General features: G+C 44.1%; 18 protein-coding genes. 12 read left to right on the forward strand and 6 right to left on the reverse strand.

Going from position 1 to position 23087, the window contains the following annotated elements; translation table 11 throughout:
- Nucleotides 1–66 precede the first annotated feature (66 nt).
- From DQQ10_RS17355 to DQQ10_RS17385, 7 genes are all read left to right on the forward strand, one after another.
- Nucleotides 67–798: a 4Fe-4S dicluster domain-containing protein gene (locus DQQ10_RS17355; protein ID WP_112748159.1), complete on the forward strand. Its 732-nt coding sequence runs from the start codon at nucleotides 67–69 to the stop codon at nucleotides 796–798.
- The gene (locus DQQ10_RS17360) at nucleotides 795–1298 is read left to right on the forward strand and encodes an NADH-quinone oxidoreductase subunit J family protein (protein ID WP_112748160.1); all 504 of its coding nucleotides are present in this window, start codon (nucleotides 795–797) and stop codon (nucleotides 1296–1298) included. Before DQQ10_RS17355 ends, DQQ10_RS17360 begins: the two co-directional genes overlap by 4 nt.
- 1 nt (nucleotide 1299) lies before the next feature.
- A complete protein-coding gene (nuoK, locus tag DQQ10_RS17365) occupies nucleotides 1300–1605 on the forward strand; it encodes an NADH-quinone oxidoreductase subunit NuoK (protein ID WP_112748161.1) in 306 nt (101 codons plus the stop codon).
- A 2-nt stretch (nucleotides 1606–1607) separates the two neighbouring features.
- Nucleotides 1608–3536 carry an NADH-quinone oxidoreductase subunit 5 family protein gene (locus tag DQQ10_RS17370; RefSeq protein ID WP_112748162.1) on the forward strand — a complete coding sequence of 643 codons (1929 nt, stop codon included), beginning with the start codon at nucleotides 1608–1610 and terminating at the stop codon, nucleotides 3534–3536.
- 37 nt (nucleotides 3537–3573) lie between these two features.
- Entirely contained in the window at nucleotides 3574–5193 is a 1620-nt protein-coding gene (locus DQQ10_RS17375; protein ID WP_112748163.1) for a complex I subunit 4 family protein, read from the forward strand.
- 3 nt (nucleotides 5194–5196) lie between these two features.
- A complete protein-coding gene (locus DQQ10_RS17380) occupies nucleotides 5197–6759 on the forward strand; it encodes an NADH-quinone oxidoreductase subunit N (protein WP_112748164.1) in 1563 nt (520 codons plus the stop codon).
- 104 nt (nucleotides 6760–6863) lie between these two features.
- Nucleotides 6864–8747 (forward strand): amidophosphoribosyltransferase, encoded by a 1884-nt coding sequence (locus DQQ10_RS17385; protein WP_112748165.1) that lies wholly within the window; start codon nucleotides 6864–6866, stop codon nucleotides 8745–8747.
- 110 nt (nucleotides 8748–8857) lie between these two features.
- Here the strand turns inward: DQQ10_RS17385 and DQQ10_RS17395 are convergent, their stop codons facing one another.
- The 4 genes from DQQ10_RS17395 to DQQ10_RS17410 form a co-directional block, all read right to left on the reverse strand.
- A complete protein-coding gene (locus tag DQQ10_RS17395) occupies nucleotides 8858–9754 on the reverse strand; it encodes a DMT family transporter (RefSeq protein WP_112748166.1) in 897 nt (298 codons plus the stop codon).
- Nucleotides 9754–10869, reverse strand: a complete 1116-nt coding sequence (locus DQQ10_RS17400; protein WP_112748167.1) for an LptF/LptG family permease — start codon at nucleotides 10867–10869, stop codon at nucleotides 9754–9756. Before DQQ10_RS17400 ends, DQQ10_RS17395 begins: the two co-directional genes overlap by 1 nt.
- A 173-nt stretch (nucleotides 10870–11042) precedes the next feature.
- Complete coding sequence (tgt, locus tag DQQ10_RS17405) at nucleotides 11043–12173, reverse strand: tRNA guanosine(34) transglycosylase Tgt (RefSeq protein ID WP_112748168.1); 1131 nt, start codon at nucleotides 12171–12173, stop codon at nucleotides 11043–11045.
- A 236-nt stretch (nucleotides 12174–12409) separates the two neighbouring features.
- Nucleotides 12410–13474: a LacI family DNA-binding transcriptional regulator gene (locus DQQ10_RS17410; RefSeq protein ID WP_112748169.1), complete on the reverse strand. Its 1065-nt coding sequence runs from the start codon at nucleotides 13472–13474 to the stop codon at nucleotides 12410–12412.
- A 218-nt stretch (nucleotides 13475–13692) separates the two neighbouring features.
- Here DQQ10_RS17410 and DQQ10_RS17415 point away from each other — a divergent pair, with 218 nt between their 5' ends.
- Both DQQ10_RS17415 and DQQ10_RS17420 read left to right on the forward strand, forming a co-directional pair.
- Complete coding sequence (locus DQQ10_RS17415; protein WP_165823984.1) at nucleotides 13693–16758, forward strand: SusC/RagA family TonB-linked outer membrane protein; 3066 nt, start codon at nucleotides 13693–13695, stop codon at nucleotides 16756–16758.
- Between the two features lie 11 nt (nucleotides 16759–16769).
- Nucleotides 16770–18473: a SusD/RagB family nutrient-binding outer membrane lipoprotein gene (locus DQQ10_RS17420; protein ID WP_112748171.1), complete on the forward strand. Its 1704-nt coding sequence runs from the start codon at nucleotides 16770–16772 to the stop codon at nucleotides 18471–18473.
- A 265-nt stretch (nucleotides 18474–18738) separates the two neighbouring features.
- On the opposite strand, the gene DQQ10_RS17425 is transcribed toward DQQ10_RS17420, so the two are convergent.
- Together DQQ10_RS17425 and DQQ10_RS17430 are read right to left on the reverse strand one after the other, a co-directional pair.
- Entirely contained in the window at nucleotides 18739–21351 is a 2613-nt protein-coding gene (locus DQQ10_RS17425) for an ABC transporter permease (RefSeq protein ID WP_112748172.1), read from the reverse strand.
- A complete protein-coding gene (locus tag DQQ10_RS17430) occupies nucleotides 21348–21692 on the reverse strand; it encodes a PadR family transcriptional regulator (RefSeq protein WP_112748173.1) in 345 nt (114 codons plus the stop codon). Before DQQ10_RS17430 ends, DQQ10_RS17425 begins: the two co-directional genes overlap by 4 nt.
- A gap of 180 nt (nucleotides 21693–21872) precedes the next feature.
- Here DQQ10_RS17430 and DQQ10_RS17435 point away from each other — a divergent pair, with 180 nt between their 5' ends.
- From DQQ10_RS17435 to DQQ10_RS17445, 3 genes are all read left to right on the forward strand, one after another.
- Nucleotides 21873–22433 carry a hypothetical protein gene (locus tag DQQ10_RS17435; RefSeq protein ID WP_133259687.1) on the forward strand — a complete coding sequence of 187 codons (561 nt, stop codon included), beginning with the start codon at nucleotides 21873–21875 and terminating at the stop codon, nucleotides 22431–22433.
- A 58-nt stretch (nucleotides 22434–22491) separates the two neighbouring features.
- Nucleotides 22492–22671 (forward strand): hypothetical protein, encoded by a 180-nt coding sequence (locus tag DQQ10_RS17440; protein ID WP_112748175.1) that lies wholly within the window; start codon nucleotides 22492–22494, stop codon nucleotides 22669–22671.
- Nucleotides 22672–22764: 93 nt separating this feature from the next.
- Nucleotides 22765–22998, forward strand: a complete 234-nt coding sequence (locus DQQ10_RS17445; protein ID WP_112748176.1) for a hypothetical protein — start codon at nucleotides 22765–22767, stop codon at nucleotides 22996–22998.
- The last annotated feature ends 89 nt before the right edge of the window (nucleotides 22999–23087 follow it).

Genomic DNA, 23087 nt, shown 5'->3' on the forward strand with positions numbered 1-23087 from the left:
TTCTGCCGCAAATTCTTAGATAATCGCTTTTAAAGCCGTCATTCCATTCTATTTTTGCTGCCTGATATGGAGGCTTCACGCGAAACATACTGGCAAACGATCGTAAAGTCGATCACCACATTGTGGGGTGGACTGAAGATCACTTTTCGTCATATGTTGAATGCGCGACATCGTCAGCGCCCTGTCATCATCTCAAGTCCCGCATACTTTGATCAGCCCGCGGGTATTTCTACGATTGAATATCCATACGAAATGCAGCCCGTACCTGATAATGGCAGGTATCGCCTTCATAATGAAATTGACGACTGCATCGTTTGTGATAAGTGCGCTAAGGTATGTCCCGTGAACTGTATTACCATCGAGCCGATAAAGTCAGCGGAAGAGTTTGGGAAAACATCGGATGGTACTTCTAAACGTATCTACGCAGCGAAGTTTGATATCGATATGGGCAAGTGCTGCTTTTGCGGACTTTGCACCACGGTTTGCCCGACAGAATGTTTAACGATGACCAAGGTTTATGATTTCAGCGTCTTCGATATTCGCGAACATAACTTTGTGTTTGGTGAAATGACACCATCAGAAATAGAAGAGAAGAAAAATCTGTGGGAAGAAAGTCAGCGTCTTAAAGCAGCTGCGAAGGCTGCAACAGCACCGGTTGTCAAAACGGAAACAACATCGCCAACGACGACTGCAGCAACCGTCGAGGAAAAGAAAGACAATGCGGAAGCTCCGAAGGCAGCCAAACCTGTATTTCGTCCGAAGATAAAACCACTAGGACCACCCCCAAGTGCATCATGAGTAGCGCGTGGCTGTTATATTGTTTTGAAGCGATTGCGGCGTTATCCGCATTGGGGATTCTGTTTGTAAGAAATGTTTTTTATGGCGCACTGCTTTTGATTTGTTGCCTCTTGGCCATTGCCGCCGTTTTCGTTTTTAATCATGCCGAGTTTGTTGCCGTGACGCAAATTCTTGTTTACGCTGGAGGTGTTCTTGTGTTGATCGTGTTCGGTATCATGTTGTCGGCGCGACACGGAGGTAAGCCGCTGGTTGTATCTCATAATTATTTAATCAGTGGTGTACTGCTCTCCCTTAGCATCTTGGGAATTCTGATCTATGCAATATCAAAAACGGTATGGCCTTCACCGACGGCGCTAACAACGCAAGAAATAAATATTGAGAAAGTCGGCGTTCACATCATGAGCGATTATCTTTTGCCTTTTGAAATCGCGGGGGTGTTGTTACTCGTGGCATTGATCGGCGCCATAGCGATGGCTTCATCAAAATCAAAATCTGTCTGAGATGCAAAACCTTGATCACATGCTCTATCTCGGCGCGTTCCTCTTCGCGGTAGGAATAGCGGTGATTGTTGTCAAGCGGAATGCTATCATGGTTTTACTTGGTCTCGAGCTACTGCTCAATGCATCGAACGTTAACCTGGTGGTGTTTAATCGAATCCATGCGGGGCGTATCGACGGACAGATGTTTAGCTTATTCGTGATTATCGTTGCAGTTTGTGAAGCCGCAGTAGGATTAGCAATCGTACTACGCGTATATCAATATTACAAGACTTCTGTACCTGACGAAGTCAGCGAATTAAAAGATTGACGATGGAAGCGATGACACAACATACCGTATTGTTTTGTCTCGGCACAAGCCTGAGTCTTCCATTGTTGTCTGCGATGTTGTCATTGGTCGTGCGTGAACGTTACGCATGGATTGTTTCGGTCACATCTCCCTTCTTAATGTTTGTTGCCGCAGTGACTGCTGTTTTCGTGAGTGTCTCAACGTGGAACGAACCATCATTGCAATTCAACTGCGCGTGGTTTCAACTTGGTGAGATTGGGGTTCGCGCCGGTGTATTATTGAACAACCACACACGCATTATGCTTATCGTAGTTACAACGGTATCAGCATTGGTTCACATCTACTCAACAGGCTACATGGCGGGCGATCACGGCCTGCGCAAATATTTTTCGGCACTTGGTTTTTTTACCTTCGCCATGTTGTTATTGTGCGTGGCGGATAATTTCATGTTAATCTTCTTTGCGTGGGAACTCGTCGGATTCTCTTCTTATTTGTTGATCGGTCACTGGTCAGAAAAGCCTGAAGCTGCAGCTGCCGCCAAGAAGGCTTTTATATTCAATCGATTTGGCGACGCAGGATTTCTCATCGGCATGTTGCTGATTGCGATCAGTAGAAATACCTTCGACATCAACGCGCTTTCGCTCGTACAATCTCACAATATTTTAGACACTGCTGCTGCGCTCTGCATCTTTTGTGGTGTCATCGGCAAGTCGGCACAATTCCCCCTATTAACATGGCTACCCGATGCCATGGAAGGACCGACACCAGTATCCGCATTGATTCATGCTGCAACGATGGTGGCCGCAGGAATATTCTTGATTGTACGTGTTCACTTTATTTTCACACCCGAAGCCTTGAATGTAGTGGTGGTCTTCGGGGCACTCACGGCGTTGATGGCCGCGTTAAGTGCTTGTGTTCAACATGATCTTAAGAAAATTCTGGCCTACTCAACCATATCACAACTTGGATTAATGGTTACGGCCGCAGGTGTTGGCGATCCAAGCGCGGCAATGCTACATCTATTCACGCATGCTTTTTTTAAAGCCTGTTTGTTTTTAGGCGCAGGTAGCATCATTCATGCTGTTCATCATGCTCAATCTAAATCACTCACGCATTTCGATGTTCAAGATGTGCGTAATTTGGGCGGACTGAGAAGGGACATGCCTTTCACGGCTATCGCGTTTCTTATCGCCGGAGCCTCTCTCGCAGGTCTTCCTTTCTTCTCGGGGTTTTTATCGAAGGATGCCATTCTTTCCGCAGTGTTTAATTGGACGAATGGCGGTACATGGCAATACCTTATCCTCATCAATACCCTCATCGTATCGATGCTTACCGTTATTTACATGTTTCGTTTATTTTGGAATGTGTTCATGGGTGAGTTTCGAGGCGCTGCTGAATTGGACATACACGAAGCTCCGATGGTAATGCGTGGACCGATTGCTGTATTGATGATCTGCTCTATTTGGTTGATTGTATCGTTCAGCCCCATTCATTTTGATGGCTGGTTGTATAGCGGATTAAACACGACGGCGCCACACAATACAATTATCGTCATTGTTTCTGCGCTATGGGTACTCTTGTCGCTGCTGTTGGCTTATAGCTTTCGTAACAAAACGTTACAATCAGAATTCCTTTTCAGAAGTTTTTATTTGGATCGCGTGTATAGCGCAACGATCATTAAAGGCACAAGTTATTTGTCGCAACTTACCACGAAGACCGATGTACGGTGGATCGATGGCGGGATCCACTTACTAGCATATGTACAAGTAACGGTGGCGAATTTAATTGGATGGTTCGATCGTTTCATAGTAGATGGAATCGTGAATCTATTCGCATGGCTAGCCAATGGAATTGGCGCGTTTATTCGATCATTTCAAGAAGGTAAGATTCAACTCTATGTCTTCTGGTCGTCTATCGCAATTGTTATTTTTTTAATTTGGACCTTGTTTTAGTGGATAGAATAGAAGCTTCAACTAAAGAGATTTTTACATGCAGCACTACCTGATTTCCTTATTGATTTTTACGCCGTTGGTTGCAGCATGTATCTGTTTGTTTCTTCCAAAGAAATTTGAAAAAGCATTTCGTGCGGTGGCCCTCATTGTGAATGTGCAACAAATACTCTGGCTTCTGCCCATGCTCGTAGGATTTAGAGCCTCTGGAATGTTTCAATTTGTAGAACGTTCTAACTGGATTACGCTAAATCTTGGATCGTGGGGTGTCTTGAAAGCTGAGTATCTCGTTGGTGTTGATGGCATGAGTCTTCCGCTTGTAGCACTATCTGTTTTTGTTTTGTTGATTGCGACCATTTCGTCGTGGTCTATTCAGAAAAATGTCAAAGGTTATTTCGTATTGTTACTGATTCTCAACGCGGCGGTAATCGGAAGCTTTGTCGCATTAGATTTTCTCTTGTTCTATTTATTCTTTGAGTTCATGTTATTGCCGATGTTCTTTCTCATCGCCATTTGGGGAGGACCACGTCGTGAATATGCTTCGATAAAATTTTTATTGTACACATTGTTAGGATCGATTTTGATTCTTGTGGTTATGATCGGACTCTACACGAGTGTAAGCGATCCGGTTGCATCACAAGGCGGGCTATTGGTACACTCGTTCAATCTCCTTCACATGATGGAGCCGATGAATTTTATTTCGAACACGATTCTAGATCCCAATAATCCGTGGCAAATTGGATGGTTTAATGCGCGCTATTGGGCATTCTTGCTTTTGTTTATTGGTTTTGCTATCAAACTTCCGATGGTGCCTTTACACACATGGTTGCCCGATGCACACGTGGAAGCACCAACGCCAGTCTCCGTTATACTTGCCGCGATCCTTTTGAAAATCGGCGGATATGGTCTTCTGCGCATAGCCTATCCGATATTTCCGGAGGCAGCGATGCACTTTGGAATGTTTGTCGGAATTATGGGCGTGCTGTCAATCATCTATGGCGCACTCAATGCAATGGCTAGCAAAGATCTAAAGCGCTTGATTGCCTATTCCTCTGTTTCCCACATGGGCTTTGTCTTACTGGGTGCCGCTTCGGTGACGGAGGAAGGAATAGCAGGTGCCGTATATCAGATGGTAAGCCACGGAATTATTTCGGCTATGTTGTTCTTGATTGCTGGCGTGTTGTACGATCGTACACACGATCGCATTATTGATCACTACTCGGGGCTCTCCTCGAAGATGCAGAACTTTACCGCGTTGGTGTTAGTAGGATTTTTTGCATCGATGGGGCTACCAGGGTTTTCAGGATTTATCGCCGAGGTGATGGTGTTCCTCGGATCGTTTAGATCGAATGCTACAAATGGGGTGCTGCATGAAAGTCTCGCTGTAATTGCAACGTCAGGATTGATTCTCTCTGCTGCCTATTATTTGTGGACACTCCAGCGAATGTTCTTTGGACCGTTTCACTTAAAAGCAAATATTGAGAGCGATGCTATTGTCGACCTGACAAGTCGCGAGTATGTAATGCTGGTTCCTTTGGCGATAGCAGCACTTTGCTTCGGAATTTTTCCGCAGCCTATGCTCGATATGATCGATCCATTTGCCAAGTATCTCACAGCGTTGGTTATTGATCATGGAAAAGCAATAACACTAAATCCCTGATCGATGGAGAGTAGTGTAGCCCTATCGTTGCAAGATATCATCACGGGTCTCCGTGTATTTACGCCAGAGCTTATGCTTGGCGGTGGTGTTGTGCTGTTGCTGATCATTGGTTTGTTCACCAATGATATTCATAAAATAAGTGCTGTCGCTTTATTGGTGCTGATGGCCGTAGCCTATGCACAATACCTTCGTGATATTCCACTGACAAGTGAAATCTCTCACGAGCTTTTCAGCAAGATGATTGTGGTGAGCAATTTCAGTTCTTACATGGGTTTCTTACTTGATCTCGGTGGAATATTAACGGTGCTCATGTCGTGGCCTTATTTTCTTCACGCCGATAAATTGAAAGAAGGATTAGAGCAACGCAGGCGGTTTGTATCAGAGTACTATCTGTTGATCGTCGTGATCGTTCTTGGTGGACATCTTCTGATAAGCAGTGTGAACTTGCTGATGGTCTTCTTGTCGCTGGAATTAATATCGCTGCCATCATATGCGCTCGCTGGATTTTTATTCAATAAAAAAAGTTCGGAAGGAAGTTTCAAGTATTTCCTTTTCGGTGCAGTGGCGTCAGCGGTGATGTTGTACGGTTTCTCGTTATTTTACGGACAGTTTGGAACACTTGATTTCAGAAGAGACGATCTTTTTGCTACGGTTCCGTGGTCGCCATTACTGGTCGTCAGTGTGGTGTTTTCGATGGCAGGTTTTCTCTATAAGATTGCTGCCGTTCCAATGCATCCATGGGCGCCCGATGTGTACGAAGCTGCGCCTACACCCATCGTTGCTTTTTTTTCTGTTGTACCCAAACTCGCTGGCCTTGCTATCCTGGTAAGATTCGTCATCGTGTCTCCTTATGATAACGGAAATCCTGCTGTCATGCACGCACTTGCGCTCATTTCTATTCTTACCATCACCGTGGGCAATTTTTCTGCGCTGGTACAAAAGAATCCAAAACGGATGATGGCATATTCTTCCATCGCGCAGTCTGGATTTTTGCTGGTAGGATTGGTTGCGCTTTCGGCATCCGGGCTTCAGTTTATGATTTTTTACAGCACGATTTATCTGCTGATGAATTTTCTTGTGTTTTATTATCTGCAGTATTTTGAACTTCGTGGATTTACAACGATTGCATCCTATCAAAATGCTGGTTCTAAATATTTGTGGCCTTCGATTTTCTTATTGGTTGGATTTATTTCGCTTACAGGGTTGCCACCTACTGGCGGTTTTACGGCTAAGCTTTTTATTTTTTCTGCTTTGTGGGAATCCTATTCAAATCACGCGCATCGTGGTGATCAAATTCTTCTCTGGTTATTCATTTTTGGACTCCTCAATACCGTGGTTTCACTATTTTATTATCTGCGAATTCCCTACTTCGCATTCATAAAAAATTGGGAATCGACTCCAAAAACGAATATTCTCACGTCTTCGCCGGTCGCTTACGATTCTTTTATTGGACGGAGTAGCATCGGAAATCTTTTAGGACTCATTCTGGTTATAGTGCTATTATTAATCTTCTTCGCGCCCGGATTATTGATGGGATGGATTAATAAAATTAACTTTGTACTTTAATTCGTTGGCGTTATCAAAGTGGAGGAGATCGTGGGCAGGATAACGGCTTTACGATCGCTTTTTTAACTTAATGGCGACGGCGATTTTACAACGGAAACCATAACATGAGCGACCAGATTCTTCACGAGTGCGGCGTAGCGTTTATCAGACTTCGTAAACCGCTCTCTTATTACATCGAAAAGTATGGCCCTACCTATGCCATGAACAAGATGTACATCCTGATGGAAAAACAACACAACAGGGGACAAGACGGCGCGGGGATCGCCAACATCAAACTCGACGTTGAATCAGGACACCGCTACATTAGCCGCTATCGCTCAATCAAGCCACAACCCGTGGCACATCTCTTCAAGAAAATCAGTAAAAAATATAAGAAGGCGCAAAAAGCAGGGAAGGATAAATTCCGTGATGAGCAATGGTTGAAAGAAAACGTTGCCTTCAGCGGGGAACTCTGGTTAGGACACCTTCGCTATGGAACGCACGGCGTGAATAGCATTGAAAATGTTCATCCTTTCCTTCGTCAGAATAACTGGAGAAGTAGAAACTTGGTGATGGCTGGTAACTTCAACATGACCAATGTTGATGAACTGTTTGATATTCTCGTCAATCTCGGACAACATCCAAAAGAAAAAGTTGATACGATTACCGTGATGGAAAAAATCGGTCACTTCCTGGATGAAGAAGTTCAAAACATCTTCGAGAAATACAAAGACAAATTCTCCAACCGCGAAGTATCTGAAATCATAGAGAACGAACTCGATCTTCATCGCTTACTAAAAAGAGCATGTAAAGATTTTGATGGCGGGTATACAATGGCAGGCATGACTGGTTCTGGTTCTGCTTTTGTCGTTCGCGATCCAAATGGAATCCGTCCTGCCTACTACTATGCCGACGATGAAGTTGTTGTGGTTGCTTCGGAGAAACCAGCGATCAAAACAGCATTCAATATTGATTATAATCAAATCGAAGAGATCAAACCAGGTCATGCTTTGATCGTCAATAAAAATGGCGACTATGGTCAATTTCAGATCATAAAAGCAGGCGAGAAAAAATCATGCAGTTTCGAACGCATTTACTTCTCTCGTGGAAACGATCCAGATATCTATAAGGAAAGAAAGCAACTTGGGAAGTTGCTTGTTCCGCAAGTACTGCGCTCTATCAACTTTGATATAAAGAACACCGTATTCTCATACATCCCCAACACCGCTGAAACAGCTTTCTATGGATTGATGGCGGGTATCGATGAATATCTGATAAACAAACAAAAAGAAATTATTATTGATGGGAAACCATCGGTTGATTCTGTTGAAGACATAATTTCTTTCAGACCACGTGTTGAAAAGTTGGTATTGAAAGATGTGAAGCTTCGTACGTTCATCACTGACGATGAACATCGCGACGAACTCGTGTCGCATGTTTATGATACAACGTATGAAGTAATTCGTAAAAATGTAGATACACTCGTAGTGATCGACGACTCTATCGTTCGCGGGACTACGTTGGAAAAGAGTATTCTAAAAATGTTGGATCGCCTTCAGCCGAAGAAGATCGTCGTCGTGTCTTCAGCGCCACAAATCCGTTTTCCTGATTGCTACGGAATTGATATGAGCCGTATGGGCGACTTCATCGCTTTCCGTGCTATGATCGCGCTGTTGAAGGAGCAAGGAAAAGACTACTTGCTTGGCGAGGTATACGAAAAATGTACACGCGCACGCGGGCACCAAAGTCAGAATAACTACATCAAACAACTTTACGAGCAATTTACAGATGATCAGATCTCTCAAAAGATCGCGGACATTTGTAGACCTGCCGATATGCAAGCCGACCTCGAGGTTGTGTTTCAAACAGTAGATAATCTTCATAAAGCTTGTCCACTTCATCTCGGCGATTGGTATTTCACCGGCGACTATCCAACGCCTGGCGGTATGAAAGTCGTCAACCGCTCATATGTGAACTACATGGAAGGAAAACTCGTACGAGCCTACTAGCACTTAGTATTCGACAATAGACCGTAAATGCTGAATCAAAGATTCAGCATTTTTTTATGGTTCAACTTTCAACTTTCAACTTTCAACTTTCTGCTGTCTGCTTTCAGCTTTCAACTTTTTTGCTTTCCGCTTTTAGCTTTCTTCAAAACGGGATAAAGCAACACGGCACTTACAATAAGGGCGGCACCGAGATAAAAATTTACGCCCATTTTCTCTTTGTCTTTGAAAATTATCAGGGCCATAATAATGCCATAGAGTGGTTCGAGATTCAATGCAAGTTGAAGCATGAACACGCTGATTTTTTTCATGAGTTCAACAGCAACAGAATACGCATATACGGAACACACACCTGCGAGAAGTGCGATGTATATCCAGTCCATCGTTGTAGGAATTAGCTGAAGCTCATGATTGCTTGCCCACGTCATCTTGTAAATCGGCAGGAACAATGCAATGAATAATGCCGCGCCAATCATTTCATAAAACGTAATGGTATAAGCTGGAACGCGACGGACCATCTTTGAATTGAACACTGAAAATAATGCTGAAGAGAACCCGGCAAGAATACCGAGGAGTAATCCGAGTTTATATTGGAACTTGAAGGAGAAAATGATGTACAGCCCAGCGATGACGAGAAGGCCTAAGAAGACCTCTGTCTTTTTGATGCGTACTTTGTTGAATACAGGTTCAAGCAATGCTGCCCATAAAGAGTTCGTTGCAAACCCAACTAAGCTGACGGATACATTCGATATGCGCCCTGATCCAAAGAAAGCAATCCAATGGCCGCCGACGATGAAGCCAATGAAGAGAAGTTTGATGAGATCTGTGGTAGTAATTTGAAAAGATCCTTTCGTTGCAGCGATTAGAATGGCCATACCGATTGCCGCGAGAATGGAACGATAGAATACCATTTCAACCGCGGGAATAGTAATGAGCATTCCTAAGATTGCCGAGAAGCCCCAAAGGAAAACGATGAAGTGAAGTTTAATGTAATCGTTCGTCGAGGCCATTAACGCGGAACGTATTTATACATGACGAGTGCTAAGCTTCCAAAGATGATGTTTGGAATCCAAACAGACAGTGCTGGTGTGAGCAGTTCGGAGCCGTTCTCAGCATACGTTCGGAATACGGTAACGAAAATGATCAACACGAATGAAAGCAAAAATCCCAGCGCAATTTGAACGCCTGTTCCGCCACGACTTTTCCTAGACGATACAATGGCGCCCATGAATACAAGAATAAAGATTGTGAAGGGCGCTGCATATCGAGTATACAATTCCACTTCATACGCTTCAACGCCTGTAGAGCCTCGCGCTTTTAGTGTGCCGATGTAGTGCTTAAGCTCTCCTATGGTCATACCGTCGTACTTACGGTAATCGCTTTCAAATTCTTTCGGGTGGATTACTAAAGCGGTATCTCGATCTTCAGTGCCAATCAAATCTGTCGCGCGAACACTGTCTTGCCCATCTTTTGTTGGATGAAAAATATTCTCTATCCTTTTGATCTGCCATTCCTTCATCTTCCATTTCTGTTTGACAGAATCCCATTGAATACGATTGGCGACAAGCTTCTCAATTAACTTGTTGTTCTCAAATTTCTCCATCGTAAAGTGGTAGCCCGTCATGTTGCTGTTGTTATAGCTCTGCATGTACAGGTATACGTTCGGAGAGACTTGGATATGAATATTCTTCTTATCGAAATAATATTTAGACTTCAAATACTGTACTTCGAAAGCAAGACGTGTTTTGTTCGAATTAGGGATTACCCATCCGTTAAGGGCGAAGCTAATGCCCGCGACAAGTATCGACCCGATGAAGAAAGGAAACAGATATCGTCTAAACGAAACGCCGCTGCTGAGTATTGCGATGATTTCTGTCCGCCCTGCCATGCGTGCGCATACATATACCGTTGCAATGAAAATGGTAATGGGCGTGAGCAGACTCGCGATCCAGATGACAAAGTCGAGATAGTAAGATGCAATTTGCGCGCTAGAAACATTTGCTTTGGCAAACTTGTCCATCTTCTCGGTCAGATCGATCACGGTGATCACAGCAAGTAATATCAACACCACAAAGAAAAACGTGCTGAGAAATTGCCGCAGAATGTATTTGTCGATCAGTTTCATTTTAAAGTGTTCAAGTGTTCAGGGCGTAAGTGTTCAAGTTAGTTCTTTAGATGTCTGTGTTATTTCAATTTCCCAATACCCTATACCTAATGCCCAATACCCCAATGCCTAATCCCCAAAGCCCTAATACCCAAAGCCCTAATACCCAATACCCAATACCCAATACCCAATCCCTAAAGCCTCCTACTCACCTTCTTCACCATCATTTCCTTCCAAGAGGCGAACGTACCGGCGATAATTTGTTGGCGTGCTTCTTTCACGAGCCAAAGGTAAAACGTCAGGTTGTGGATTGATGCAATTTGCGCGCCTAAAATCTCTTTGTTGATGACTAAATGTCGGAGGTACGCTCGCGAATAAAACGTGCTGGCATAACCTCCAAGCGCTGCATCGATCGGAGAGAAGTCCGATTTCCATTTTTCATTCCGAATATTGATGATGCCCTCGGTCGTGAACAGCATACCGTTTCGAGCATTACGCGTCGGCAACACACAGTCGAACATGTCGATACCTAAAGCGATGCATTCAAGAATATTCTCAGGCGTGCCTACGCCCATCAGGTAGCGCGGCTTTTCTTTCGGAAGTATGCTACACACAAGACTCGTCATCGCATACATATCTTCGTGCGGCTCCCCAACAGAGAGACCGCCGATGGCGTTACCAGGCTGATCTTGCGACGCAATGAATGTTGCAGACTCTTCTCTTAAATCTTTGAAGACACTTCCTTGTACGATGGGGAATAGCACTTGCTCATAACCGTACTTTGGTTCTGTGGTGCGGATTCTTTCCACGCAGCGCTTCAACCATTGATGCGTGAGCCCCATCGATGATTTAGCGTATCGGTATTCACATGGATAGGGTGTACACTCGTCGAATGCCATAATGATATCGGCGCCAATGGTGCGCTGAATATCCATCACGCTTTCCGGTGTGAAGTGGTGTTTCGATCCATCGATATGAGATTTGAAGGTCACACCTTCTTCCACGATTTTTCTATTTTCAGCAAGGGAGTATACTTGATATCCACCGCTATCCGTAAGAATAGGTTTGTTCCAGCCGTTAAACTTGTGGAGTCCGCCGGCTTTTTCCAGAATTTCAGTACCCGGTCTTAGATAGAGGTGGTATGTATTGCCAAGGATGATTTGTGCTTGAATGTCATGTTCTAGTTCACGTTGATGAATAGCTTTCACCGATCCTGCAGTTCCCACAGGCATGAAGATGGGCGTTTGAATTTCGCCGTGGTCGGTTTGAAGCGTGCCTGCGCGTGCCCAGGAACGTGGATCTGTTGCTGTCAGTTGAAATTTCATGGACTGCAAAAATAGGAAGTCGGGCTTAAAAGTTTAGGATTTAATCGTTGAGCGCAGGATAAATAAACCTTGAATGCCACAATTCTTGGCGCCTCGTTGAAAGATGCGCAGTGTGAAGATGGAGCGTAGTGGTGCACCCAATTTCTTAAGGCTTCGTTATGCCGATAAACAAAAAGCTCCGTCATCTGCGAGATAACGGAGCCTGTGGCCAAAGGACCTTGTTAAAAGTCTCTACACTAATGAATACCTGATCCTGTATAGGAATCGATATTCTGTTGCGTGATTACTTCTAAAGGGAAAAGATCCGTGTCAGGAGCGCCCTTCTTGAACATCAAATAATTTACAAGGTGACTGATCCCCAACGATGCTTGACGTTTTGGGTTTTGGTTGATGAGGAAATCGATCGTGCCCTGACGGAGATATTTGAGATTCTCGTCAAGCATATCATAGCCCACCATTCTGATTTCACGCTTACCGAATTGAGCCAGGAACGATGCCGCAACGGCCGTACCTTTCGAAGTACTCACGAAGATTCCTTTTAAAGTAGGATCATCTAAAAGCGTCTTCAATCGATCGGAGAATGTTGGGTCTTTAACGTTGAGTGTAAAGTCGACGATGTTAAAATCAATTTTGCTTTTCTCTTTAAAGTATGCTCTGAAGCCGCGCTCTTTTTCTAATAAGTGGACAGACTCATGAATGTCTTCATCGATGTGGAGTACGGCGAGTGTTCCAGAATGGTGTTGTCCAATGTGCATAAGCTCAGCACCGACGCGTCCGCTTTGATAGAGGTTTTGACCGATAAAGGTTAAAGGTCTGGCTTCTGGAATATTGGTATTGAACAGTACATAAGGAATTCCGCTCTCATTAAAGAGTTCGAAGATGGGAAGCGCCTCGTGGTAGAAGATTGGTGCTACCAGAATGGCGTCTGGATTTGCCTCGTAAACTTTTTTCGCGAGTCGCTGAAAAGATTCTTTATCGAAGAGGTCAAATAAGAATGGTTCGATTCTGATACCATACTGTTCCCATTCTAATTGAGAGGCAATGATGCCGGTATTGGCTTGACTCCAATACGGGTCAGAATTCGGATCGGGTAGCAGCGCCGCGATATGGTAGTTTTTATTGGTTCCGAGGGTGCGAGCGATCAGGTTGGGTTTGTAATCGATCTGCTCCATTACGGATGTAACCTTCTTGAGGGCTTCATCGGAAACCCGGCCTCTGTTGTGTAACACACGGTCCACAGTTCCTACCGAGACGCCGGCAAGCTTGGCAATATCCTTGATTCTGATGTTTTTGAGCGCCATATCTTTAAAGAAATCAATTTTTTATTTGAATCGAAAACGATCATCGCAATCGTGTTTTCAATGTTTTCGCACACAAATTAAGTGTGTGCGTACACAAATTAAAATTTTTCTTGCTTTTATTTCAAGCACTTTCTACTTTAACACTCTCGAACGGCCCAACAATGTATTGGACCAGTCGAAAAACGGACAACAAAGTTTTAACCCAAACCCAAATCTCAATGAAAAGATGTTTACTACAGGTCGTGGCCTTGCTCCTGCTGACGAGCGCCGCGGCTTTTGGTCAGACGGTGACAGGAAGAGTCACCTCATCGACTGATGGCTCGGCTGTGCCGGGAGCGTCAGTGCTTATTAAAGGAACCGGCAACGGTACGAGTACGGACTCCGACGGAAAATTTACAATCAATGCTGGTGACCCTAACGCTATTTTGGTTGTATCATTTATCGGTTTTGCGACGCAAGAAATCGCTGTTGAAAGTAGAACCACAATCGACGTTGTGCTTCAGGAAGACGTAACTGCGCTAAATGAGGTTATCGTTACTGCTCTAGGTATCTCACGTGAAAAGAAGACGCTCGGATATGCAGCGCAAGATTTAAAAGGCAATGAGCTTACAACCATCCAAACCGGCAACGTAACAAACGGTCTTGCAGGTAAAATTGCTGGTGTGGTTGTTACACCAGGTAGCACAGGGCCAGGCGGATCAGTTCGTGTTGTGATCCGAGGTAGCAAATCGCTCGGAGGTGCTAATCAACCACTCTATGTGGTAGACGGTATCCCGGTCGATAATTCTGGGCCTGGTGGCATCAGCGCCCAAACAAGTCAATATAACGTTTCGGATTTCGGGTCTGGTATTTCCGATATCAATCCTGACGACATCGAGAGTATGACCGTCCTCAAAGGACCAAACGCGGCTGCTCTTTATGGTGCTCGCGCAACAAACGGTGTTATCATCATTACCACCAAAAAAGGTAATGCGAAAGGGTTAGGAATAAACATCAACTCTTCAGCAACTTTTGAGACCCCATTTGTTCTTCCTAAGTTTCAGAACAAATATGGTCAAGGTACAAATGGTGTCGCACCTGCATCGGTAGGTGATCTCGTAAACCAACCGGGTTCGTGGGGTGCTGCTCTCGATGGAAGTGAGAAGCCTTATTACACTGGCGAAACAAAAGCGTACACTGCACAAGAAGATAACGTAAGAGATTTCTTTGAAACGGGAAGAACCTTTAGCAATTCAATCTCTTTGCAAGGTGGTACTGGGCCTGCAACGTTCTATCTTTCTTACACAAACTTCGATTCGAAAGGTATACTGCCAAACAATAGACTTACGAAGAATAACTTCAATCTTCGTGGAACTGCGCAGCTAGGTTCTAAACTTTCGATCGACGCAAAAATCACCTACTTCCTCCAAGAAGCGAAAAACAGACCGGAGCAAGGTGAAAGTGATCTTGGAAACACCACCACAATGGTGTTCAATATGCCAAGAAACGTGGCGATTAGCGATGCGGAAAAGGTTTATCAAAATCCAAATGGCTCTCCTATATCGTGGACGAGCAGTGGTTATCAACCATATTGGATTGCTAATAAGTCCAGAAATGAAGATACCAAACATCGTGTGTTGGGCTTTACGAAGCTTACTTACAAATTCAATGATTGGTTGTCGGTATTCGGTCGCGTAGGTACGGACTTCACCACTCAAAAAACCTTTACACTCAGACCTTACTACCATCCAATCGTTGCACAAGGTGCCTTCGTAAAACGTACGCCTGAATACACCGAAACCAATGTCGACGGTCTCATCATGATCAATAAGGATCTTTCGGAAAAAATCTCCTTTACAATGAATATTGGCGCAAGCATGCGCTATAACAAATACGAAAATTTCGGATTTGATGCTTCCGGCTTACGCTATCCAGATGCGGTTACTTTAGAAAGTGCCAGCACCAAAATTCCATTCTATGACATTTCTGAAAAGAAGGTGAATTCATGGTACGGCTCTATGCAATTAGGATACAGTGACTACCTATTCTTAGATGTAACGGGAAGAAACGATTGGGCCTCTACTTTACCAGCAAACAATAGATCGTACTTCTATCCATCAGCAAGTTTGTCGTGGGTTGCTTCCGATATGTTTGACGTGAATAGCGATGTGTTAAGCTTCTTGAAGGCACGAGTGAGCTGGTCATCTGTAAGTAATGACACAGATCCATATCGTACAGGTTTCGTGTATACACTGGATCCTCGTGGTTATTTGACAACTGCTTTCTTATCTGTTCCAAGAGATGTGCCGAATGCTAACTTGGTACCAGAAACATCTAACTCTACTGAATTTGGAGCAGAAATTAGATTGTTCCAAAACAGAGTGTATGTTGACGCATCGTATTACAGCATCGTAACAAAAGATCAGATCGTTGCATTACAAACACCTGAGTCTGCAGGTTTTAGCACTTTTTTCAAAAACGTCGGACAAGTAAGTAACAAAGGTGTCGAATTGATGATTGGTGGTACGCCAATCAAGAACGACGACTTCACATGGGATGTCTCTGTAAACTTTGCACACAATAAGAACAAACTCGACAAGTTAGTTGATGGGTTGAAAACTTATCAGCTAGGTATCATCAACAACGGTGGTATTTCAATTCTTGCGACTGCAGGTGGTGGTTTTGGTGATATCTACGGTTTCGACTACTTGCGTAAGGATGGTCAAATTGTAGTTAATGCACAAGGCGTCCCAATGGCGGAAACAAATGCTAAGATAATCGGTAACTACCAACCAAAAGCAACCATCGGTTTTACAAACAGCTTCCTTTATAAAGGCTTCAATGTAAGAATGCTTATTGATGGCCGCATTGGCGGTGAAATATATTCATTCACAGATCGTGGCCTTTGGGCAAACGGAGTTTCTGAAGAGACTTTAGGAGGTCGCGAAGACGGAATTCTCGTTGATGGTGTTTTTGAAAGCGGAACAGCTAATAATGTTACGATTACAGCGCAACAATACTATCAAGGTGTTGCCGGGGCGATAAGCACGCCATTCATCAAAGATGCAACGAACTTCCGTGTAAGAGAACTTAGCGTTAGTTATGCATTGCCAGTAGCTAACCTTAAACTTCCATTTAAGTCTGCTTCTTTAGGGATTGTAGCAAGAAACTTGTTCTTCCTGTATAAGAAGACAGATAACTTCGACCCAGAAGCTAGTTATAGCACGGGCAACGCGCAGGGTGTAGCCTACTACAACCTACCGTCTACACGTAGCTTAGGATTTAACTTAAATCTTGGATTCTAATTGATCAAATCATGAGAAACAAAATTTCATCTATATTCAGCAAAAGCATATTTGTGCTTGTTGTTATTGCGCTGGTAAGCTGTACCAGTGGCTTTGATGATCTGAATGAGCGTCCTAACGCCATCACGCCATCAAGTGCATCTCCAACAGGATTTATTGGTACAATAGAGCGTTTTACGTTCAGTCCCGATCGTGAAGTGTGGTGGCGGGCACAGTTGATCCACGCAGATCGGTTCGCGGATCATTTCCGTTTTGGATTTAATGGTAGCTGGTGGAATGATGGCCTCGGCTATGAGTACAACATTGACTATACTGATTGGTACTGGAGAGATTATTTCACTCGTGTTCCTGCAAACATCAATGAGTACTTGAAAATTGTAGGTGAAGGCGGTGCGCAAGAAAATGAAAATCTTTACGCAATTGGCTTAACGCTGAAGGCACTCTATTATCAATTGATGACAGACTCTTTCGGCGATATTCCATATACACAAGTTGCTGACGGCGTAACGCTTGCTCCGAAGTATGATGAGCAGAAGGAAATCTACCGTCAATCAATTGCTGATCTTGCTACTGCAATTTCCATCCTCGGCGATAAGACTTCAGACGTTATCTACAACGATTTGTTGATAAAAGATGATTTGATCTACGGTGGTAAACTTGATAAATGGAAGAAACTGGCGAATACACTTAGGTTAAGGATGGGCCTTCGCGCTCTTGGTGCCGAAGGTGCTGATTTCGCAGACGCTGCTATCAAGGCCAGCTTAGCAGCACCACTCCTATCAGATCTTACTGACCTTGCTAAAATAAACAAGGATGTCGCTCAAAAAGGATTCCTTGATGACGGTTACAACAACGTTTGGTGGACATTTGGTGGACTAGGCTCTAAATGGACAGTAAGTAAGTCGATGATCGACGTGTTGCGTGATAACAACGACCCACGCCTGTCCAAGTTCGCAAAACCTGCTGCCGGAGGCGCCATCGCTTTCCCGAAAACCGACAATGCAAAGTTTGACAAGTACTATGACTTCCTCAAGGATCAATTGGATAATGCGGGTGTGAGCTATTCGGAGGATATTACGACAGCGCAAAACACAATCACATTTGCCGCTAACCAATACTATATCGGTCAGCCTGCAAGGTTGAACGGCAACATCTATAGCTTAGTAAACGCTAATTTGTTCTCAATGCCTTCTGACTACGTTACCGGTAATGCGGATCGCACAATAGACATGATGCCAGGATGGGTGATGACACCTGCTGAATCTGAGCTCTTACAAGCATGGGCGAAGTTGAAGGGTTATAACACTTCAAAAACTGCTGATGAACATTATAAAGCTGGTATTACATTATCAATGGCGCAATTTGGCGTGGCCGGTGGTGATGCCAGTGATTTCATTGCAGATGAAGACATCGCTACATTGGCTGGTACAACGGAACAACAGGTCGCTCAAGTTGCAACGCAATTGTGGGTGAGTCATTTTGGTAACGGCTTTGAAGCATGGGCAACTGTTAGAAAAACGGGCTACCCAACTTCTGTGAGCGCCGTTAATAATGATATTGACATTTACTACCTCGGATCTTTGGGGGAAAACTACCCACAACGTTTGAGATATTCGAGCAATGAAGCCAAGCTCAACACAGCAAATGTACAAGATGCTGTTAAGAGACAAGGTGCTGATGCTATTGCCACCAAAGTTTGGTGGGCTAAAGATTAACCTCCTACGTAAGGTTATATTTGGTTTGGTTGGGCTTCCCGGTGGTACGGGAAGCCCTTTTTTATGTGATCATTTCACTCGTTTCGTCTGCGTAGCCGCTTCGCGAAACAGGGCGACAATGTAATAAGAACCTACAAGCGAAGTCACACAAAGTAGCAAAGCTTTAAGCTTTCCGCTTCTACCCTTAGACAGTGACTCCTTACTCCTGACTCCTGACTTCTGACTCCTGACTTCTGACTTCCGACTCCTGAATCACAGCATCCCCCTACTCCGACCGCAAACTATTCACCGGATTTGCCCGCGACGCACGAATGCTATGAATACTGACGGTAACAGCAGCAATGAGTAATGCACTCAGGCCCGACACTAAGAATATCCACCATTGCAAATCGATGCGATAAGCAAATCCATTCAGCCATTGTTTCATTGCCAAATAGCCGATAGGGCACGCGATCAAAATCGCGATCACGACTAAGCGGAGAAAATTGCCAGAGAGCGCTACTAATAAGCTGCTGAGGTTCGCACCCAATGCCTTGCGGATACCGATCTCTTTTGTTCGCTGTTGTATCATGTAAGACGATAGTCCGAATAGCCCTAGCGTTGCAAGAATGATAGCAATCGCGGCGAAGACATTCATCACTTGCGAAAGTTGTTGTTCTGATTCGTAGAGACGATTGTAACTATCGTCGAGAAATTGAAACTCGAATGGACGCTCAGGGACCAAGGTCTTCCATTTTTCTTTTGCGGCGTCAAGTGTTTCTTGAATGTTAGTGCCGGTTGTTTTAACGAGCACGACAGAGCCCGTAGTTTCTGTAAAGAACACCAATGGCGCAATGCTTTCGTGCATGGATTTAAAATTGAAGTCTTTCATCACGCCGCGAACATATCCCGGGCGATTGACAAACATTTTTTGTCCAATGGCTTCTTCCGGTGTCCATCCCAGTTTACGACAAGCGCTTTCGTTGATGATGAAATGATATTGTTTCTTTTCCCAATCTTCGACACCGGCATCTTTCATGTCTTGTATAGTGAAGTTAGAACCGGTGACAAGTTCAAGTTCGGTCGTTTTCAAGAAGTCAGTATCTGTCGGATTTGCATTGACGGACATAAATTCATCATTCTCGGCCCATCCTTTCGCCATCGTATATCCGCTAATGATGCGCACAGGACTATTGCCGCAACGTGATACAGACACTACACCCGGGATAGCATTTAATTCTTGCTTCAGCACTTCCGCCTTATCGTGTGGCATATCCCAATTGATTCTCAGCTGAACAACGTGTTCGCGATCATATCCGAGCTTTTCATGCTGAATAAAATACAGTTGATTTTGGATAACAAGGGTGGCAACGATAAGAAGGATTGAAATAGCAAATTGAAATACAATGAGCGATTGCTGAACCCACTTTGCTGAGTTCGTATTTCTAAAAACTCCCTTCAACACCTTAGCAGGTTGTAGTCCAGAGAGGATGAGTGCAGGGTAGGCGCCTGCGAGAAAGCTGATGGTGATCGTAACGCCAAAGGCTCCGAGTAAAAACGCCGGATTTAAAAGACCGTCGAATGTGAGTTGTTTGCCCACGAGTTGATTAAAAAAAGGAAGAACAGCGCCGACAACGGCAAGGCTTGTGATCAGGGACAGTACACACAATACAAAAGATTCGCCGATGAATTGCCAGAATAATTGGGCTTTAGCCGCACCGGATACTTTTCGGATTCCAACTTCTTTCGCACGTTCCACAGATCTTGCCGTACACAAATTGACGTATGTAAAACATACGATGATGATGATCAGCAATGCAACGCCACCGACAATGTACATATAGCCAAGACTTGTATTGGGAACAAAAGCGTCGTAGGGTGAATAAATATGTATATCACTAAAACGTTCAAGGAAAAAACGCATATGCGATCCTGTTCCCTTCGACTCTTTCTCCATGAACGGATGAAGCTTTTCTTGTAGGGTGGGCAGCGCATATTCGTCGCGTAACAACAGATAGGTTGTGTAGTTGGCATTGTAGTAAGTTGACTCCTGATTGGCGCCCATAGAAGAAAAGGAACCGAGGAAGTCGAATTTGATCTGCGAGTTTGTCGGATAATCTTTTACAACCGCGACGACCTCGTAAGGTGTACTTGTCGTGCCGATGAGCAAACTTTTCCCAATGGGGTCTTCCGAATCGAAGTAACGTTTGGCAGTTGATTCTGTGAGAACCAGTTTATTGATTCCATGGAATGCTTTTCCAACGCTTCCTTTTACAAGCTCGTAATGGAACAGGTCGAAGAAGGAAGAGTCTACGTGTAAGAATTCTTTTTCGGTGATCAGTTCTTCACCATGCTTTACGATCGTGTAAAGATCGCTGATGCGTACTGCACGCTCTACCTCAGGAAAGGTGCGACTGAACACCGGTGCTACTTTGGTGCTGGTAAAATTTCCTTTTTGTGAATCAGGTGCGCCGTCGAAACTATACTCCATAATGACGCGCGCAATCCTATTCCCTTTCTCTTGAAATTTATCGAAGCTCAGTTCGTACTGAATAAAAAGCATGATGAGCAAACACGATGCGATCCCCGTCGTTAACCCGAAGATGTTGATAACACTCGATACTTTGTTTTTCTGAAGATTCCGAAATGCGATCTTGAAGTTGTTTTGTAGCATAGCAAGATTGTTGATACGATTGAAGTTTTTATCACGCCCAATAATACCGGGGCGAAATAGTTTGATTACATCCAGCGCGAAACGAAAATCCGCTTTGCGTTTTCCGAATGTGCGGATGCGTTCGTTATACTCTTCTATTAAATCTCCTTCAATGAAATCGCGAAGCTTCGGCTTGCAATACCATTGGAAGAAGCGATGGAAGAAAGGGGGTGGGTTGTTTCTCATTGGAATATTCCGTTCAATTCCCACACGACCTTCGGCACGGCTTTCCAAAGACTATCTCTCGTTTCTTTGGTGTACGTCATTGCTTTTTTTCCGAGTGCCGTGATCTGAAAGTATTTGCGCGGCCGTCCTGCGCGTTCTTCTGTGGCTTCACCGTCGAATGATTTGATATACCCTTTGTCTTCAAGTCTCACCAGCGCAGTATGCATTGCACCCATACTTACATCGCGTGAAAGTCTTGTTTCGATTTCCTTTTTTATGGCCACACCATACGCTTCTTTATAAAGGATTCCAATGGTGAGCATTACAATTTCTTCAAACTCACCAAGCTGGTATTTTTTCATTGAAAGAGTATTTTCCTAAATGTAGGAATAAGAACTGTGCCAAGTGCCTAGATCATAGAAGTTGGCCCAAAAATCAAATGTTGATGTCGTGATCGTTGTTCGTATTTGAACACTTTGTATCCGCATTCAGTCAATATATTCGACCGTATGCGTTACTTTCGCTACGTCATCAAAACCCTTATGAAGTACCTCTCTTTTATTTGTTTACTACTCGTGTCGTCGGTGTTAATGGCCCAAGACACTACTTTCCTTGAGCTCGTGCACAGCAATAAGACTATCGACGGTGTTGCATTATCGAGGCTGCAATCCGGACGACATCAATTCAGTGTCGAAGAAAGGGTCGTTACCATCGATGGGATTAAGCAGCTGAATTTATCATTCGATGGTCGTCAGTACGTGTTGAAATTCCAGGATGGAAAGCCTTACGCATTGGAGCGCGACTCGCGCGTTGTGGCATCCGTAGGGGAGAAGATCATCATGAATGATAAAACTTACGTCTTCAAGAAAAATGGTCCGCAAGCATTCGGATATTATCTGGATGGCGAGGAAGTGATGCATGGTACGATCATGCACGCCAAGATGAATCGTGATATTTATGGACAGTATCTTAATTTTTTAAAGTACCAACGAGAGTATCAAGAAGCATTGATCGTATTAGCGAGCTACTATAGTACGGTAACGATCGACAGGATGATTAAGAAGAAAAAATCCTTCTTTGCGCTTTTGGACGGCGTACGATAACCAGGAACAGTCGTCGAGAAAATCGGCATCAAGTTTTAGTTCATAGATTAAAAACACTATGAAAAACGAACAGAAGCCGAAATCAGAGGCCAAGCCTCAGGCCGGTCCTTTGAATCAAAAGACTGAGCAAGCATCGCGCGCGGAGGAAAATCCACGGAAGAAAAACGAGCAATCTATCGACAAGGAGATGGAGAAGCGGGCGCAGGAAAACAGAACGCCGAAAGGCGAAAATCTTTAATTCCTTTTGCCTTCAGCCTTCCACTCCAACATGAATCGGTCTGTCAATCGGCAAGGCATCTGTTTTTCTTACTCATCTTAAAAGATAAAGGTTATGAGAAAGACGAAAAGATCAACTGAGCCGATCACGCCGCAGAATCTACCCGGTACATCTTCGCCCGTGGTAAACTTGAATGTAGAATCAGATAAGCGTCTGTCGAAAAAAGTGTCGACCGAAGACGCCTATAACGATTTAAATATCAAGCGTCCGGAGGATCTTCAGAAGGAGATTGAGAACCGTAAACCGGGGCAAGATGTTGATCCTAACGAATCGGTTAGCCAAGAGTAGCGGTTAGCCTGCGTTGTATTTTTGGTTCGAATGTTAAAGAATCCTTACAGTCTTGTTTAAGGTTGCAAGGCATGTTTATCTTTGTGCGC

Origin of the sequence: Pseudochryseolinea flava, assembly GCF_003286915.1 — a bacterium.
Taxonomy (GTDB): domain Bacteria; phylum Bacteroidota; class Bacteroidia; order Cytophagales; family Cyclobacteriaceae; genus Ohtaekwangia; species Ohtaekwangia flava.

Bases quoted from the DNA above. Each gene is read 5' to 3' on its own strand.
- DQQ10_RS17355 (WP_112748159.1), top strand. From the start codon at position 67: ATGGAGGCTTCACGCGAAACATACTGGCAAACGATCGTAAAGTCGATC.
- DQQ10_RS17360 (WP_112748160.1), top strand. From the start codon at position 795: ATGAGTAGCGCGTGGCTGTTATATTGTTTTGAAGCGATTGCGGCGTTA.
- nuoK (WP_112748161.1), top strand. From the start codon at position 1,300: ATGCAAAACCTTGATCACATGCTCTATCTCGGCGCGTTCCTCTTCGCG.
- DQQ10_RS17370 (WP_112748162.1), top strand. From the start codon at position 1,608: ATGGAAGCGATGACACAACATACCGTATTGTTTTGTCTCGGCACAAGC.
- DQQ10_RS17375 (WP_112748163.1), top strand. From the start codon at position 3,574: ATGCAGCACTACCTGATTTCCTTATTGATTTTTACGCCGTTGGTTGCA.
- DQQ10_RS17380 (WP_112748164.1), top strand. From the start codon at position 5,197: ATGGAGAGTAGTGTAGCCCTATCGTTGCAAGATATCATCACGGGTCTC.
- DQQ10_RS17385 (WP_112748165.1), top strand. From the start codon at position 6,864: ATGAGCGACCAGATTCTTCACGAGTGCGGCGTAGCGTTTATCAGACTT.
- DQQ10_RS17395 (WP_112748166.1), bottom strand. From the start codon at position 9,754: ATGGCCTCGACGAACGATTACATTAAACTTCACTTCATCGTTTTCCTT.
- DQQ10_RS17400 (WP_112748167.1), bottom strand. From the start codon at position 10,869: ATGAAACTGATCGACAAATACATTCTGCGGCAATTTCTCAGCACGTTT.
- tgt (WP_112748168.1), bottom strand. From the start codon at position 12,173: ATGAAATTTCAACTGACAGCAACAGATCCACGTTCCTGGGCACGCGCA.
- DQQ10_RS17410 (WP_112748169.1), bottom strand. From the start codon at position 13,474: ATGGCGCTCAAAAACATCAGAATCAAGGATATTGCCAAGCTTGCCGGC.
- DQQ10_RS17415 (WP_165823984.1), top strand. From the start codon at position 13,693: ATGAAAAGATGTTTACTACAGGTCGTGGCCTTGCTCCTGCTGACGAGC.
- DQQ10_RS17420 (WP_112748171.1), top strand. From the start codon at position 16,770: ATGAGAAACAAAATTTCATCTATATTCAGCAAAAGCATATTTGTGCTT.
- DQQ10_RS17425 (WP_112748172.1), bottom strand. From the start codon at position 21,351: ATGAGAAACAACCCACCCCCTTTCTTCCATCGCTTCTTCCAATGGTAT.
- DQQ10_RS17430 (WP_112748173.1), bottom strand. From the start codon at position 21,692: ATGAAAAAATACCAGCTTGGTGAGTTTGAAGAAATTGTAATGCTCACC.
- DQQ10_RS17435 (WP_133259687.1), top strand. From the start codon at position 21,873: ATGAAGTACCTCTCTTTTATTTGTTTACTACTCGTGTCGTCGGTGTTA.
- DQQ10_RS17440 (WP_112748175.1), top strand. From the start codon at position 22,492: ATGAAAAACGAACAGAAGCCGAAATCAGAGGCCAAGCCTCAGGCCGGT.
- DQQ10_RS17445 (WP_112748176.1), top strand. From the start codon at position 22,765: ATGAGAAAGACGAAAAGATCAACTGAGCCGATCACGCCGCAGAATCTA.